Origin of the sequence: Micromonospora sp. NPDC005257 (genome assembly GCF_042872445.1) — a bacterium.
Taxonomy (GTDB): Bacteria; Actinomycetota; Actinomycetes; order Mycobacteriales; family Micromonosporaceae; genus Micromonospora.
On sequence record NZ_JBIAKL010000020.1, the window covers coordinates 21,577 to 37,053 of the forward strand.

The following is a 15,477-nucleotide window of genomic DNA, read 5'->3' on the forward strand; positions in this document are numbered from 1 at the left end:
CGCCGGTGGGTGCAGAGCAAAGTCGGCGGCAGTGCATTCCCGTGCCGGACGCCTTCATGACGTGGAGTAACCGGTGTCAGTGCGGCAGAGCGTTCGGGTCTGACCGCGAAGGCAGGCGAGAAAGCGGGACGGTCAGCTCGTGGGGGTGGGGCTCAGGGTGGTCGTACCCGGCGACGGCGACTCGGAGGGGCCGCGGGTCGGGGTCGGGGTGACCGGCACCTGGTCGCCCTTTGCCGGGTCGCGGATGACGTGCCGCTCCAGGTTGACCTGCGACTGCCCGGTGCCGCCCACGGTGATGTCGTCGTACGCCTGGAGCAGCTTCTGCTGGTCGAAGTAGAGCACCGTCATGGTCAGCGGGGTCGGCTTCTCGCCCTCCAGGCCCCGCAGCCCGGCCCCGCCGGTCGAGCCCTGCACCATCAGCGTGGTCGGCTGCTTGCCGTCCACCTGCGGCAGCTTCGACACCTGCCGGGAGTGGGTGTGCCCGGAGAGCACGAGCGGGCAGACGCCGGAGAGCGGGCCGGCCGAGGCGGGGTCGTGGATGAGCGCGATGTCGACCTTGCGCGGCGACTTCTCGATCGTGGCGGCGAGCTGTTCGCCGGTGCCGATCACCTGGTCGGCCACGGCCGAGGTGAGGCCGCTCCCGGCCGGTGAGGTCTCCTTGTCCGGGGTGAAGCGGGGGTCGCCGACGCCGGCGATGGTCAGCCCGCCGACGGTGGTGACCGAGTTGTTCAACACGATCGCGTTCGGCTGCTGCGCCACCGCGGCGGCGGTACGCGGCGAGTCGTGGTTGCCGCGGATGAACACGTACGGCTTCTTGAGCAGGCCGATCGAGCCGACGAACGACGCCTCCGGCTCGCTGCCCCAGTCGGTCATGTCGCCGGTGTCGACCACCACGTCGATGCCGAACTGCTCGACCACGGTCCGGATCAACTGCCAGCCGGTCGGGTTGAGGTGGATGTCCGACACGTGCAGCACCCGGGTGGTGCCGGGCGACGGCTGCACCACCGGCAGCGCCGAGACGGTCGTGTAGAGCTTGCTGACGTTGCCGACCAGCCGCTGGAGCTGCTCGGCGTACTTGGTGTAGTCGTTGGCGATCCGCCGCGCGTCACCGACGATCGCGGGCGCGTTGACGAGCAGGCCCTCGTACCGGGGCTCCTCGATGGCCTGCGGGCGCAGGGTGCTCGCGGCCATCCCGAGGCTGCCGGCGGTCACGACGAGCGCCATGCCGCCGGCCCACGCGGTACGCCGGACGTCCCGGAAGACGAGCGCCGCCAGGATCAGCGTGGCCAGCACCGCCGAGGCGAGCGTACGCAGCCCGAGCCGTATCACGCCGTCGCGGACGTCCTGGACCGCCGACTGGCTGGCCCGGCTGATGCTGGCCGGGTCGTCGATGAGCGCCTCGGTGCGCCCCTGGTCCAGCGAGCCCACCTCGACGGTCAGGTACGCCGGGCCGTCGTGACTGTCCAGCAGCAGCGCGCCCAGCGGAGGGATGTCGACGGTGGTGCCGCCGCTCAGCGACGGACTGAGCTTCAGCTCGGCCCGGAACGGGCCGATGTCGGTGCCGACGTGGCCGCCCGCGTACGTGCCGATCACGATGCCGCCGAGCGTGACCGCGAGCAGAGCCAGCACGATACCCAGCCGGCGCAGCCGGTGACCGGGCCGCCACCCCGCCGCACGGCGGACGCGCCCGCGCACCGGAGACGTCTCGTCCCCGGTGCGGCGCGGTTCGTTCTCGTGGCCGTCCATGCTGAGATCCTGACCTGCCCTTGAGCGATCTTGACAAAACCCGGCGGGCCGGATCAGCTCCGGCCGACGCCCCCGTCGGCGAACACGAGTCGCAGGATGCGGTCGTCCTCGGCAGTGGGCGTACCCCGGCCGTCCCGGTTCGAGGTGCTCACCCACAGCGAGCCGTCCGGCGCCGCCGCGACGGCCCGTAGCCGACCGTACCGGCCGGTGAGCAGGTCGCGTGGCTGACCGAGGACGGTGCCGTTGCCGGCCAGCTCCACCAGCCAGAGCCGCTGGCCACGCAGGCAGGCGGCGACGAGCACGCGGTCCGCCGCCGCCAGGCCGGAGCAGGACGCGTCAGCGGTGGGCCACTGCGTGATCGGGTTCACGTAGCGCTTGTCGTCGCCGCGCCCCTCGACCCGGGGCCAGCCGTAGTTGCCGCCCTTGTTGATCTGGTTGATCTCGTCCCAGGTGTTCTGGCCGAACTCCACCGCGTACATCTTCTTGTCCGGCGTCCAGGCGAAGCCCTGGACGTTGCGGTGGCCGGTGGACCAGACCGGCGACCCGGCGGTGGGATTGCCCGGCGCCGGCTTGCCGTCCGGGGTGATCCGGAGGATCTTGCCGCCGAGGCTCTTGGCGTCCTGGGCGTTCTCGGTGCGCCCGGCGTCCCCGGTGCTCGCGTAGAGGTGGCCGTCCGGGCCGAAGCCCAGCCCGCCGCCGTTGTGCGTGCCGGACTTCGGGATGCCGGTCAGGATCGGCTTCGGCGCCTGCCCGAGCTGCATCTTCGCGATCCGGTTGTCGTTCTCGGCCGTGTAGTAGACGAATACCGTGCGGTCCCGCTCGTACGCCGGGGAGACCGCGATGCCCAGCAGGCCGCCCTCGCCACCGGCGGCGACGTCCGGCACCGTCTGCACCGGCCGCACCGTCAGGCCCTCCGGACCGGACCCCGGGCCGACCTGGAGGATCCGCCCCTTGTCCCGCTCGGTCACCAGCGCGCCGCCGTCGGGCAGGAACGCGATGCCCCACGGCACCTCCAGTCCTTTGGCCAGCACCGTGGCGACGGCCTGCTGGCCGGCCCCGCCGGAACTCGCGGTGCTCGACGGTGTGGGCAGGTTGGGCGGTGCTCCGGCCGGGTCCGGCTCGGGCTCGCCGAGGGCGCAGCCGGCGGTGCCCAGCAGCAGCGCCGCGCAGGACGCCGCCAGCGCCGTCCGGAGGCGGCTGACACGGGGGTACGCAAGACGCGGGCTCACCCGCCCCAGCCTAGCCGGGTGGACCGGCGAACCGGGTGCGTCGCGTGGACGGCGGCCCGCACCCGGCCCGTTCGGGGGAGTGCCGGTTCAGCCGGCCCGCAGCGCGAGCAGGGCGACGTCGTCCTCGCGCCGGTGCGCGGCGGCGAGCAGCCGGTCGCAGAGCAGGTCCAGAGGCACGCCCGGCCCGGCGGTGCCGAGGTGGGCGAGCAGCTCGGCCTGCCCCTCGTCGATCGGCTGGTCCCGGCGCTCGATCAGCCCGTCGGTGTGCAGCAGCAGCGTGTCGCCGGGGGCCAGCGTCAGCGTCCGGCCGGTGCGCCGGGGCGGGCGGGTCAGGCCGAGCAGCGGTCCGCGACCTTCCGCCACCGACACCGTGCCGTCGGCGCGCACCAGCAGCGGCGGCGGGTGTCCCGCGTTGCACCAGGAGACGCGGAGTCCGCCGGCGGCCGGGCGGACCCGGGCCAGCACGGCGGTGGCGACGGTCGGCATCCGCAGCCCGCCCATGGCCCGGTCGAGGTGGGCCACCAGGTCCTCCACCGGATCGTCCCGGCCGTACGCGTTGCCCCGCACCAGGTTGCGCAACTGCCCCATGGTGGCCGCCGCCTCGATGTCGTGCCCGGCGACGTCACCGATCGCGGCGATCACCTCGCCGTCGGGCTGGACGAAGGCGTCGTACCAGTCGCCGCCCACCTCGACCCGGTCGGCGGCCGGCAGGTAGCGGGCGGCCAGCTCCATCCCGGGCACGGCCGGCAGGCTCGGCAGCATGCTGTGCTGGAGCACCTCGGCGACGTGGCGCTGCTCCCCGTAGAGGCGGCTGTTGCCGACCGCCTGCCCGGCGCGTACCCCGATGTCCTGCGCGGTGCGCAGGTCGCTGACGTCGAAACCGCGCCGCGCGGGCCGGTTGACCAGCGTGACCGCCCCGATCACCCGGTCCCCGGCGGCGGTGATCGGCACGGTCAGGTGTGAACCGACGCCGAGCCGGTCGGCGAGCGGCACCAGCTCCGGGCGTGTGGCGCCGCGCGCCACGTCGTCCAGGTCGGCCGTGGCCCGCACCACCGGCCGCCCGGTGCGCAGCACCGACCGGATCTGCGACTCCGCGCTGAGCCCGGTGGTCAGCAGCTCGGCGAAACGGGCCAGGTCGGCCGCGCGCTCGGCGTCCCGGTGCAGGCCGGTGACAGTTCGCGGCCGGCCGGCCGGGTCCACGAGCGTGATCAGGCACCAGTCGGCGAGCAGCGGCACCATCGCGTGCCGGAGCCGGTCGACGGCGGTGGCCACGTCGAGCGTGCCGCCGAGCATCTCGCTCATCCCGGCCAGCATGGCGAGCCGGTCGTGCGCCTCCTCGGCGCGGCGGCGCGCCTCCTCGGCGCCCCGGACCGCGATGCGCAGCTGCAGCTCGGAGGAGCACGCGGCGGCCAGGTCGGCGAGCGTACGCAACTGTTCCCCGGTCCAGGCCCGGGGCTTGCTGTCGATCGCGCAGAGCGAGCCGAGCACCCGCCCGTCCAGGTCGGTCAGCGGCATGCCCGCGTACGCCACCACGCCCAGGTCCTCGACGGCCAGGTTGAGGGGCACCTGGAGGGAGAGGCGGGCGTCGGGCAGCACCAGGGGCATCTCGACGTCGACGACGTGCTGGCAGAACGAGTGGGTCAGCGGCGTCTCGCGGCGGGCCGCCCACGGCTCCGGCAGCCCGGTCGCGCCGGGGAAGAACTGACGGTCGGCGTCCACCAGGGAGACGAGCGCGACGGGCACGTCCAGCAGGTCGCCGACCAGCCGCGCGAACCTGTCGAAGGCCTCGTCCGGTACGGCGTCGAGCCGGGTCTCGTCGAGTGAGCGCAATCGGTCGGGATCAGCGAGCGCCGGAATCGGCACGGACACCCGTCCCCGGCCGTGCTCGCTCATCGCCACCCGCCCTCAGCAACCGGGAACGCCCGACCGGCATTCCGTCCTCGCTTATACCCCGCTGGGGCGCCACTCCATTCCCGGCGCGGTGTTCGTCACGGGTCACGCCGCGCCGGGAGGTCCGGGGCCGATATCGTCGGCGGTCGTGAAGGTATGGATCCCGCACTCCGAGGGCCGCAGACTGCTCGGCGAGCTGCCGCCCGGCGTCACCGTGGAGGTGCTGGACGACCCGCGGCGGCTTCCGTCGTCCCCGGCCGCGGTGCGGTTCTGGGTGCCGCCGTTCCTGTCCGGCCCGGACGCCGGCGCGCTCCTTGCCGAGCTGCCCGACGTCGAGGTGGTGCAACTGCTCTCCGCCGGGGCGGACGCCTGGGTGGGCCGGATCCCCGACGGTGTGACGCTCTGCGACGCCCGGGGCGTGCACGACTCGCCCACCGCCGAGTGGGTGGTCGCCGCGATCCTCGCCTCGCTGCGCGGGTTCGCGCCGCTGGCCCGCGCGCAGGCGCGGCGCGAGTGGGCGTACGACGAGGTGGCTCCGACCGACGAGCTGGCCGGCAAGCGGGTGCTGATCGTCGGTGCCGGCTCGATCGGCACCGCGGTACGCGACCGGCTCGCCCCGTTCGAGGTGAGCTTCACGCTGGTGGCCCGTACGCCGCGCCCCGAACAGGGCGTACACGGCGTGGACGAGCTGCCCGCGCTGCTGCCCGAGGCGGACGTGGTGGTGCTGCTGGTGCCGCTGACCGAACAGACCCGGGGCATGGTCGACGAGCGCTTCCTCGCCGCGATGCCGGACGGCGCGCTGCTCGTCAACGCCGCCCGTGGGCCGGTGGCCAGTACGACGGCGCTTGTGGCCGAGCTGACCTCGGGCCGCCTGCGCGTGGCGATGGACGTCACCGACCCGGAGCCACTGCCCGCCGACCATCCCCTGTGGGAGCTGCCGAACGTGCTGCTCACCCCGCACGTCGCCGGCTCGGTACGCGGACTGCTGCCCCGCGCGTACCGGCTGGTGGGTGAGCAGTTGCGCCGGTACGCGGCCGGGGAGGAGCTGACGAACCGGGTGGTCGACGGCTACTGAACTCTGCTTACCGATCGCCTTCGGCGTCCGGTAGCTCCTGCCCGGTGACGGCGATCAGCCGGGGCAGTTCGGTGGCGCGTACCGCAGGCAGCACCACCACCTCGCCGTCGTCGAGCCGGGCGACGGCCCTTCCCCTGCGATCACCGGCGAGTTCGGCGACCCGGTTCCACGGCACCCGGCGCTGCCCGGCGAGCGCCCGCAGCCGCAGCTCGCGGGCGTCGGCATCGGTGCCGGCCCGCCACGCCCAGACCACGACGGCGAGCGGCACGAGCAACACCCAGAGCAGCCACCAGCGGGCACTGGCCACTGGCAGCGCGCCGATGGTGGCGACGATCGCGGCGACCAGGATGGCCTGGTTGTGACGGAAACGGACGGTATCGGCGCGGCTCACCCCCCGATGATCCCATCCGGCCAGCCCACGCCGCCCCGCGGGCGTCTCTCTCCCCGACCTCCGGCCGGTGATCTTGGAGAGAGCGTCGCGGGCTCGGGGAGCTGGCGTGACTATTGATGTGATGGATGTCACTGGTGCGGTGACGTCACCGGGTGCTTCCGGGATCGTTTCTAGGCGTGGCCGCAGTGGTCCCCGCCGATGCGTCCTCGCCCGCCCGACACCGCACGTCGTACCGCGTACCGCAACCGCACCGCCCCGTGCCCCCTCACGAAGGCGACCGCCGTGCCCGTCCCCCCTCCCGCCGTCCTGCGCCTGCGGACAGCCCTGCCCGATGTCGCCGTGTCGCTCGCCGGCGCGGCCTTTCTCCTGGCCGGCGTCGCCGGTGCCCTGCCCGGTCCGGCAGCCGCCGCGCTCGCCGTCGCCGGAGGCTTCGCCCTCGCCTGTGTCCGGCTCGCCTGGCTGGCCGGAGCCGCCCCGGCAGACGAAGCGCCGGACCTCGCCGTGACGCACGGCGCGACGGCGCTCGCCCCGGTGACCGGGCGGCGGGCTCGCCGGGCCGCGCTGTCGCGCCGGGTCGCCGCGATCCTGGACGCCGCCGTCCTGGTCGCCGGGCTCACCGTCGCGGTGCTGCCGCTGAGCGACCCCGCGCATCGGCTGCCGATCGCACTGGCCGGGCTCTGCCTCACCGGTCCGCTGCACGTGACGGCCCTACTGCGCCTGCCCGGTCGGTCCCGGCTGTCCGGTCCGGAGCTGGTGCGCCGTACCGTCGACGTGCTCGCGCTCGGCGTCAGCCTGGTCTTCGCGGGCTGGATGCTGCTGCCCGGCGGTCCGGTGCCGGCCGTCGCCGGGGTCGCCGCGCCGGTCGGCGCGGTGGTGCTCGCCGTCCTGGCGGTGGCGGCGCTCGCCGAACGCCGCCGCCGGCCGGGCTCCGCCTGCTGCCACGCCGGAGCCGCGCTGACGCTCGGCGGGCTGACGCTACTCGTGGTGCTGCTCGCGTACGACGCGCCGGACCGGGCGCTGCCGATCGTCGCGGCGCCGCTGGTGGCCGGAGCGCTGCTCACAGCGGCCGGCGTCCGGCGTACCTCAGGCGGTGAACGGCCGGACCGGGACGTGGCGCCGGCCGCGTGGCCCCGCCTCACCGCGCCGGCCGGGGTCGCCGCGCTGGCCGCCGGGATCCACCTGGGTGCGGCCGGGGAGTTCAGCACCGGCGCGATGGCTCTGGGGCTGGCCGTCATCCCGCCGATCATGGTGGGTGAGCTGCTCGCCGCCGCCGACCAGCGCCGCCGGGTGCAGCGGTTCGCGGCCCGCGAGGCGTGGTTGCGGCGCCGGCTCGGCCCGGCCGCCGGGACGGCCGGGCCCGTGCTGCTGACACGTGCCGATCTGGTCCGGACGATGGCGCACCGCAGCGGCGGCGCCCTGCTCGTCGTCGACCTGCACGGTACGGGCGGGCCGGTGCTCACCGAGGCCGTACGCCGGCTGCGGGCGGGCGCCGAGCCGGACGATCTGGTCGCCCGGCTCGGCGACACCGAGTACGCGGTCCTCACCGACCTCGGTCCGGTGCTCGCGTACGCGCTCGGCCTGCGGCTGCTGGCGGCGTTGGCCGAGCCGTACCCCCGGCCCGGCGGGGTCGTCCGGCTGGGGGTGAGCGTCGGGCTGGCCGAGACCAGCGGCGGCGATCCGGAGGACGTGCTGCGCCAGGCGGACCTGGCCCGCCGCCGGGCGGTGCAGCTCGGCCGGGACCGGGTCGAGTGGTACGACGCCTACCTGGAGGAGCAACTGGTCCGCCGCCTGGACCTCGAGCGGGAGCTACCCGGCGCGGTGGCGCGCGGTGAGCTGGACCTGGTCTACCAGCCGGTGGTGGCGCTGGCGGACCGGATGCCGGTGGGCACCGAGGCGTTTCTGCGCTGGCGCAGCCCGGCGCTGGGCACCGTGCTGCCGGCCGAGCTGCTCCCGGTGGCGGCCGATCTCGATCTGACCGGCGAGATCGGGCGGTGGGTGCTGGACCGGGCCTGCCGCCAGCTCGCGGCGTGGTCGGAGGGCGGTCGCGAGTTGTGGATGGCGGTGAACGTGACGCCGCGGGAGCTGGTCGCGCCGGACTTCGTGGCGCGTACCGCCACCGCGCTGGCCGCGTACGACGTGGTGCCGGACCGGCTGGTGGTGGAGGTGTCCGAGCCGGTGGTGGGCGCCGAGTTGTCCACCGTGGTGCCCCGGCTGGCCGGTCTGCGGTCGATCGGCGTGCGGATCGCGCTCGACGACTTCCGGGCCGAGCACGCCTCGCTCGCTCAGCTCCGCCGGCTGCCGATCGACATGCTCAAGGTGGGGCCGCACCTGGTCGGTGCGGGCGGGGACGGGCGACGTCCGCTGATCGACGTGGTGGCGAACCTGGCCGACCGCCTCGGCGTGGAGCTGGTGGTGGAGGAGCTGGAGTCGGAGGGGCAGGTGGCCGGCGCGCGGCGGGCCGGCTGCCGGTACGGCCAGGGGTTCGCGCTGGCCCGCCCGGCGACCGCCGAGCGGGTCGAGGCGTGGTTCGAGGAGTACCCGTCCACCACCCGCTGAACTGAATCGGTTCAGCGGCTCGTCGGCCGCGGCGGGGCGGTGCTGCCGCGCGGCGTCAGGTGCGCCGTCTCGTCCTGCACGACGGCGGCCGGCTCACCCGCGATGACTGCGAGGAGCCGCCGGGCGGCGTGCGCACCGTACGCCGGGATGTCCCGGCCCAGCGCGGTGAGTGGCGGGTGCACCAGCCGGCAGAGCGGCGAGTCGTCCCAGGCCACGATGGACAGGTCGCCGGGCACGGTCAGGCCCATCTCCTGCGCCACGGAGAGTCCGGCGATCGCCATCACGTCGTTGTCGTAGATCACCGCGGTCGGCCGGCCGGGGGAGCTGAGCAGCCGGCGGGTGGCCCGCGCGCCCTCCTCTCCGGTGTAGTCGGACGAGACGGTGGTCGCCTCGTTGAGCCCGAGCCGCCGGCACACGTCCGTGAACGCCTCGGTGCGGATCTCGGTGTGCAGCAGCGAGGGCAGCCCGCCCACCCGGGCGATGCGCCGGTGGCCGAGCGCGACCAGGTACTCCACCGTCTCGGCCAGAGCCGCCGCGTCGTCGGCCCAGACGCTGGCCAGGCCGCCGGTGTGCCCGGGCCCGCCGATCACCACGGCCGGCAGTCGCAGTTCCTCCAGCGCCGGCACGCGCCGGTCGTCGGTGCGCAGGTCGCAGACGAGCACGCCGTCCACCCGGCGTTCGGCCCACCACCGCCGGTAGACCGCGATCTCGGCGTCCTGGTCGCTGACCACCTGGAGCGTCAGCGCGTACGAGCGGGCCGACAGTTCGGCCTCGACGCCGCTGATCAGCTCCATGAAGAACGGCTCGATGCCGAGTATCCGCGCGGGCCGGCACAGCGCCAGCCCGACCGCCTTGGCGGTGGCGCCCGACAGCGCGCGGGCGGCGCTGCTCGGGCGGAAACCGATCTCGGTGGCGATGGCGAGGATCCGCTGCCGGGTCGCCTCGGAGACACCGGGCTGGCCGTTGAGCGCGTACGACACCGCGCCCTTGGAGACCCCGGCGCGCCGGGCGACGTCGGCGATGGTCGGCCGCTTCACCGAAGCGTTCCTCCACTGTGTCCGGCCCTCGCGGGCGCTCGGCCGCCGGATCACCGGCCTCTGGTGACGCTACTGCACGCCGCGCCGGGCCGGGGTGCCGTCGGCGGTGGCAGTGGATGGCTCTCCGGCGCTCGCCGCTTGCGCGGTTCAGCCTGGAGCGCCGATCACCGGACGCCCGTTGACAGTCATGAATGAGAACCGTACGGTGGCTTCACTTATCCGGTTCAGTCGTCCGCGGAATCATGGTAGGCGCGGTGAAGTCGTGAGCCGTCGAACGCTGCTGCACGAGGGGTGGACGCTGCGGGCCGTGCCCGGTCCGGCGGCGCCGCCGGAGATCGCCGGGGTGGCGGTGCCGGCGACGGTGCCCGGCTGCGTGCACACCGACCTGCTCGCGGCCGGGCTCATCCCCGACCCGTACCGGGACGACAACGAGAACCGCCTCACCTGGATCGGCCGCACCGACTGGGTCTACCAGACCGCATTCTCCTGGCGGCCCGGCGACGACGAGCGGGTCGACCTGGTCTGCGCCGGCCTGGACACGGTCGCCACAGTGACGCTCAACGGCGTCGAGGTCGGCCGCACCGAGAACCAGCACCGCTCGTACCGCTTCGACGTCCGCGCGCTGCTGCGCCCGGACGGCAACACCCTCGCCGTACGCTTCGACTCCCCCTACCGGTACGCCGAGGCGCACCGGGAGCGGCTCGGCGACCGGCCCAACGCGTACCAGGAGCCGTTCCAGTTCATCCGCAAGACCGCCTGCAACTTCGGCTGGGACTGGGGACCGACGCTCGTCACCGCCGGCATCTGGCGCGACATCGGCCTGCACGCCTGGTCGACCGCCCGGTTCGCGTCGGTCCGGCCGCTGGTCACGGTGGTCGACGGCGTCGGCCGGGTCGAGCTGCACGTCGAGGTCGAACGGGCCGGCGACGAGCCGCTGACCGTCCGCGCCGCCGTCGCCGGGGTCGCGGCCGAGATCGCCGTACCGGCGGGGGAGCGGCCCGCCGTCGTGACGGTCACCGTCGCGGACCCCGCGCTGTGGTGGCCCATCGGGTACGGCGACCAGCCGCGGTACGACCTCGACGTGAGCCTGCACGGCGCCGACGGCCGGGAGCTGGACGCCGCGTCCCGGCGGATCGGGTTCCGCTCGGTACGGCTGGACACCACGCCCGACGCCCACGGCACCCCGTTCGCACTGCACGTCAACGACGTGCCGGTGTTCGTCAGGGGCGTCAACTGGATCCCCGACGACGCGTTTCCCGACCGGGTCACCCGGGAGCGCCTGGCCCAGCGGTTCGCGCAGGCGGCCGGCGCGCACGTCAACCTGCTGCGCGTCTGGGGCGGCGGCCGGTACGAGTCGGACGACTTCTACGACCTGGCCGACGAGTCGGGGTTGCTGGTGCAGCAGGACTTCCTGTTCGCCTGCGCCGCGTACCCGGAGGAGGAGCCGTTCCGCACCGAGGTCGAGGCGGAGGCACGGGAGCAGGTGACCCGGCTGGCCGGGCACCCCTCGCTGGTGCTGTGGACCGGCAACAACGAGAACATCTGGGGCTGGCACGACTGGGACTGGCAGGAGCCCCTGGCCGGGCGCACCTGGGGACGCGGCTACTACCTGGAGCTGCTCCCGGCGATCGTCGGCGAGCTGGATCCGACGGTGCCGTACTGGCCGGGCAGCCCGTGGTCCGGCAGCGAGGAGCTCCACCCCAACGACCCGGCGCACGGCACCACGCACATCTGGGACGTGTGGAACACCGACGACTACACGCGCTACCGGGACTACGTGCCCCGTTTCGTGGCCGAGTTCGGCTACCAGGCGCCGCCCGCGTACGCGACGCTGCGCCGGGCCCTCTCGGACGACCCGCTCGCGCACGACTCGCCCGGCATGGCGCACCACCAGAAGGCCGCCGACGGGGACCGCAAACTCCGGCGCGGGCTCGACGCCCACCTGCCGCCGCCCGCCGACTTCGACGACTGGCACTACCTCACCCAGCTCAACCAGGCCCGCGCCATCCAACTCGGCGTGGAGCACTTCCGCTCGCACCGCCCGGTCTGCGCCGGCACCGTCGTGTGGCAGCTGAACGACTGCTGGCCGGTCACCTCCTGGTCGGCGATCGACGGCGACGGCCGCCGCAAACCCCTGTGGTACGCGCTGCGCCGCGCCTACGCCGACCGGCTGCTCACCGTGCAGCCGCGCGACGGTGGGCCGGCGCTGGTCGCGGTGAACGAGACGGCCGACGCGTGGACCGGTCCGGCCACCGTCACCCGGCTGACAGTCACCGGGGAGCCGAGGGCGAAGACCTCGGTCGACCTCGACGTCCCGGCGTACTCCTCGGTGGTGCTGGCGCTGCCGGCGGAGGTGGCGCGGCCGGACGACGGCCGCGCCGAACTGCTCGTCGCGGACGCCGGGGACGGCGCGGAGCGGGCGCTGTGGTTCTTCGCCGAGGACCGCGACGTGCGGTGGCCGGCGGCGGAGTGGGACGCGAGTGTCGAGCCGGTTGACGGCGGCCTGCGGGTGCGGGTGACCGCGCGGACGGTGCTGCGCGACCTGACGCTGTTCGCGGACCGCCTCGACCCGGCCGCGCAGGTGGACCGGGCGCTGGTGACGCTGCTGCCGGGGGAGAGCGTGACGTTCACCGTGCGCGCCACCCGCCCGCTCGACGCCGCCGCGCTCACCTCCCGACCGGTGCTGCGCTGCGTCAACGACCTCACCCGAGGCGACGCCCATCTCCGTCGATTTGAAGACTTCTGCAAGTGCTAAAGTCTTCAGAGTCGTCGGAGGGTTGAGTCATGTCGGTGCCGCTGTACCAGGCGAAGGCGGAGCTGTTCCGGACCCTCGGGCACCCGGTCCGCATCCGGGTGCTCGAACTGCTCCAGGACGGGCCGAAGCCGGTACGCGACCTGCTCGCCGCCATCGACGTGGAAGCGTCGAACCTCTCCCAGCAGCTCGCCGTGCTGCGCCGCGCCGGCATGGTCACCTCCTACCGGGACGGCCCCCTGGTCATGTACGCGCTCAGCACCCCCGACGTGGCCGATCTGCTCGCCGCCGGGCGGCGCATTCTCGGCGCGGTCCTCACCGACCGGGACGCCCTGCTGGACGAGCTGCGGGCCTCCGGGGCGGACCGGTGAGCACGGCGGCGGCCGGTCGCCTTCGCGCCGCCGAGGTCGTGCGGCAGGCGGGCCGGCTGTTCGGCGGGCTGCTGCCCGGCCGGGCCGACTGGGCGGCCGTGCGCCGCTCGCCCCGGCGCGACCTGCTCGCCGGCCTCACGGTCGCCGTGGTGGCGCTGCCCCTGGCGCTCGCCTTCGGCGTCACCTCCGGGCTCGGCGCTCAGGCCGGCCTGGTCACCGCCGTGGTCGCCGGGGCCGTCGCGGCGATCTTCGGCGGCTCCAACCTCCAGGTCTCCGGCCCCACCGGGGCCATGACCGTCGTGCTGGTGCCGGTGGTGCAGCAGTTCGGCGCCGGTGGCGTGCTGATGGTGGGCGCGCTGGCCGGGCTGATCCTGATCGCGCTCGCCCTGGCCCGCCTCGGCCGGTACGTCCGCTACCTGCCGACTCCGGTGATCGAGGGCTTCACCGCCGGCATCGCCGTCGTCATCGCGCTGCAACAGGTGCCGGCCGCGCTCGGCGTCGCCGGGGCACACGGCGAGAAGGTGTGGGCGGTGGCCGCCGACGCGGTCGCCCGGTTCGCCGCGCATCCCCGGCCCACCGCGATCGCGGTGGCGCTCGGCGTGGCGGCGCTGATGCTGCTCGGCGGCCGGTGGCGGCCCGCCGTGCCGTTCTCCCTGGTCGGGGTGGCCGCCGCCACGATCCTCGCCGAGCTGGCCCCGATCGACCTGGCCCGGATCGGCGAGCTGCCGCAAGGGCTGCCCGCGCCGTCGCTGGCCTTCCTCGACTTCGGCGCGGTGGGCGTGCTGCTGCCGAGCGCCCTCGCCGTGGCCGCGCTCGCCGCCCTGGAGAGTCTGCTCTCCGCCACTGTGGCGGACGGCATGACGGTGGGCGAGCGGCACGACCCCGACCGGGAACTGTTCGGCCAGGGCCTGGCCAACCTCGCCTCCCCGGTGTTCGGCGGCATCCCGGCGACCGCCGCCATCGCCCGTACGGCGGTCAACGTCCGCGCCGGGGCGTCCTCGAAGCTCGCCGCGCTCACCCACGCGGTCGCCCTCGCCGCGATCGTGCTCGCCGCCGCCCCGCTCGTCGGCCGCATCCCGCTGGCCGCCCTGGCCGGGGTGCTGCTCGCCACCACCGTCCGGATGGTGGAGGCGGCCTCCCTGCTGGCGCTGATGCGGGCCACCCGGGCCGATGCGGTGGTGCTGGTGCTGACGTTCGCCGTCACTGTGATCTGGGACCTGGTGACAGCGGTGGTCGTCGGGCTCGCCGTCGCGGTCGTGCTGGCGCTGCGCGCGGTCGCCCGCAGCGCCAGGCTGGAACAGGTGCCGCTGGACACCGGCGAGCACAGCGCCGAGGAGCACGAGCTGCTCGCCGAGCACATCGTGGCGTACCGGCTGGACGGGCCGCTGTTCTTCGCCGCCGCGCACACCTTCCTGCTGGAGCTGGCCGAGGTGGCCGACGTGCGGGTGGTGATCCTGCGGATGTCCCGCGTCTCCACCATCGACGCCACCGGCGCCCAGGTGCTCGGCGACGCCATCGCCCGGCTGCGCGGCCGGGGGATCACGGTGCTGCTCTCCGGCATCACCCCGGGCCACGAGCAGGTGCTCAGCACGCTCGGCGTCGCCGAGGAGCTGCGCCGCGAGGGCCTGGTGTTCGCGGACACCCCGGCCGCGATCCGGTACGCCCGGGATGTCGCCCTCGCCGCGAGCCCCGCCTAGGCTGCGGTCCCTTCGATTGCCCGCCTGCGCACGCCGAAGACGACCAGGTAGCCGAGGATCCACACCTCGCCCACGGTGGCGGGCACCACCAGCAGGTCACCGGCGATGCCGGCGCCGGGGGCGAGGTACGCGACGAATGTCATGAGCACGTAGCCGACGCCACCGGCGACGAGGACCCAGCCGAGAGGGCGGGGCAGCCAGCCCGACCGGAGCACGCACCAGCCCATCGGCACCAGCCACAGGCCGAAGAAGAGCCCGCCCACCTCCCACAGGTTCCCGCTGACCAGGTAGAGAAGCTGGACGGTGCCGGCGTCGCCCGGCCCGCCGGTCGCCACCCCCAGGGCCGTCGCGAGCACGGCCGCGCTGCCGAGGATCGCGACGGCGTTGACGAGCCCGAAGGCGGCGATGCTGCCCGCGGCGGTGCTGTCGACAGTCCGGAACAGGCGGTGGAACCAGACCGCGGTGAGCGCCTGGGTGAGGACGACCAGCAGTTCGAGGGCGACGCCGACGCGTGCCAGCGACTCGTGGGCGACCAGGTTGGCGAGCGTCGCGCCCGCGTCGTCCGCGTCGAAGATCATCGGGCGGACGGTGAGGAACCCCAGCGCGCCGGTGACGGCGAGTCCGAGGTAGAACAGCCCGGTCACGCGGGCGGTACGGATCAGCTGGTGCATGGCGGCTCCTTGAGGGTGATCGACGTGCCGTGGCTGGTCGCCTTACGCCGTAAGGCCAACCA

At 74.5% G+C, this 15,477-nt stretch carries 11 protein-coding genes; 5 read left to right on the forward strand and 6 right to left on the reverse strand.

The features are described from left to right. Positions 1-132: 132 nt before the first annotated feature. From ACFYO8_RS28675 to ACFYO8_RS28685, 3 genes are all read right to left on the reverse strand, one after another. Positions 133-1,746, reverse strand: a complete 1,614-nt coding sequence (locus tag ACFYO8_RS28675; protein ID WP_355094423.1) for a metallophosphoesterase — start codon at positions 1,744-1,746, stop codon at positions 133-135. A 53-nt stretch (positions 1,747-1,799) separates the two neighbouring features. Then, a complete protein-coding gene (locus tag ACFYO8_RS28680; RefSeq protein WP_354865946.1) occupies positions 1,800-2,975 on the reverse strand; it encodes a PQQ-dependent sugar dehydrogenase in 1,176 nt (391 codons plus the stop codon). Between the two features lie 87 nt (positions 2,976-3,062). Then, positions 3,063-4,868 carry a GAF domain-containing SpoIIE family protein phosphatase gene (locus ACFYO8_RS28685; RefSeq protein WP_355094422.1) on the reverse strand — a complete coding sequence of 602 codons (1,806 nt, stop codon included), beginning with the start codon at positions 4,866-4,868 and terminating at the stop codon, positions 3,063-3,065. A gap of 145 nt (positions 4,869-5,013) precedes the next feature. On the opposite strand from ACFYO8_RS28685, the gene ACFYO8_RS28690 reads away from it, so the two are divergent. Next, complete coding sequence (locus tag ACFYO8_RS28690) at positions 5,014-5,940, forward strand: 2-hydroxyacid dehydrogenase (protein ID WP_355094420.1); 927 nt, start codon at positions 5,014-5,016, stop codon at positions 5,938-5,940. Positions 5,941-5,947: 7 nt separating this feature from the next. On the opposite strand, the gene ACFYO8_RS28695 is transcribed toward ACFYO8_RS28690, so the two are convergent. Continuing rightward, positions 5,948-6,331, reverse strand: a complete 384-nt coding sequence (locus tag ACFYO8_RS28695; RefSeq protein ID WP_355094418.1) for a PH domain-containing protein — start codon at positions 6,329-6,331, stop codon at positions 5,948-5,950. 339 nt (positions 6,332-6,670) lie between these two features. On the opposite strand from ACFYO8_RS28695, the gene ACFYO8_RS28700 reads away from it, so the two are divergent. After that, the gene (locus ACFYO8_RS28700; protein WP_387189113.1) at positions 6,671-8,887 is read left to right on the forward strand and encodes an EAL domain-containing protein; all 2,217 of its coding nucleotides are present in this window, start codon (positions 6,671-6,673) and stop codon (positions 8,885-8,887) included. 11 nt (positions 8,888-8,898) lie between these two features. On the opposite strand, the gene ACFYO8_RS28705 is transcribed toward ACFYO8_RS28700, so the two are convergent. After that, a complete protein-coding gene (locus tag ACFYO8_RS28705) occupies positions 8,899-9,924 on the reverse strand; it encodes a LacI family DNA-binding transcriptional regulator (RefSeq protein WP_354865937.1) in 1,026 nt (341 codons plus the stop codon). 262 nt (positions 9,925-10,186) lie between these two features. Here ACFYO8_RS28705 and ACFYO8_RS28710 point away from each other — a divergent pair, with 262 nt between their 5' ends. From ACFYO8_RS28710 to ACFYO8_RS28720, 3 genes are read left to right on the forward strand one after another with little or no spacing between them, the layout of a single operon-like run. Continuing rightward, complete coding sequence (locus tag ACFYO8_RS28710; protein WP_355094414.1) at positions 10,187-12,679, forward strand: glycoside hydrolase family 2 protein; 2,493 nt, start codon at positions 10,187-10,189, stop codon at positions 12,677-12,679. Between the two features lie 29 nt (positions 12,680-12,708). After that, positions 12,709-13,047: a helix-turn-helix transcriptional regulator gene (locus ACFYO8_RS28715; protein WP_184682872.1), complete on the forward strand. Its 339-nt coding sequence runs from the start codon at positions 12,709-12,711 to the stop codon at positions 13,045-13,047. Beyond that, the gene (locus ACFYO8_RS28720) at positions 13,044-14,744 is read left to right on the forward strand and encodes a SulP family inorganic anion transporter (protein WP_387187378.1); all 1,701 of its coding nucleotides are present in this window, start codon (positions 13,044-13,046) and stop codon (positions 14,742-14,744) included. The genes ACFYO8_RS28715 and ACFYO8_RS28720 overlap by 4 nt, the downstream gene beginning before the upstream one ends. On the opposite strand, the gene ACFYO8_RS28725 is transcribed toward ACFYO8_RS28720, so the two are convergent. Then, positions 14,741-15,415, reverse strand: a complete 675-nt coding sequence (locus ACFYO8_RS28725; protein WP_355096749.1) for a DUF4386 domain-containing protein — start codon at positions 15,413-15,415, stop codon at positions 14,741-14,743. The two genes, ACFYO8_RS28720 and ACFYO8_RS28725, sit on opposite strands and share 4 nt — an antisense overlap. Positions 15,416-15,477 lie beyond the last annotated feature (62 nt).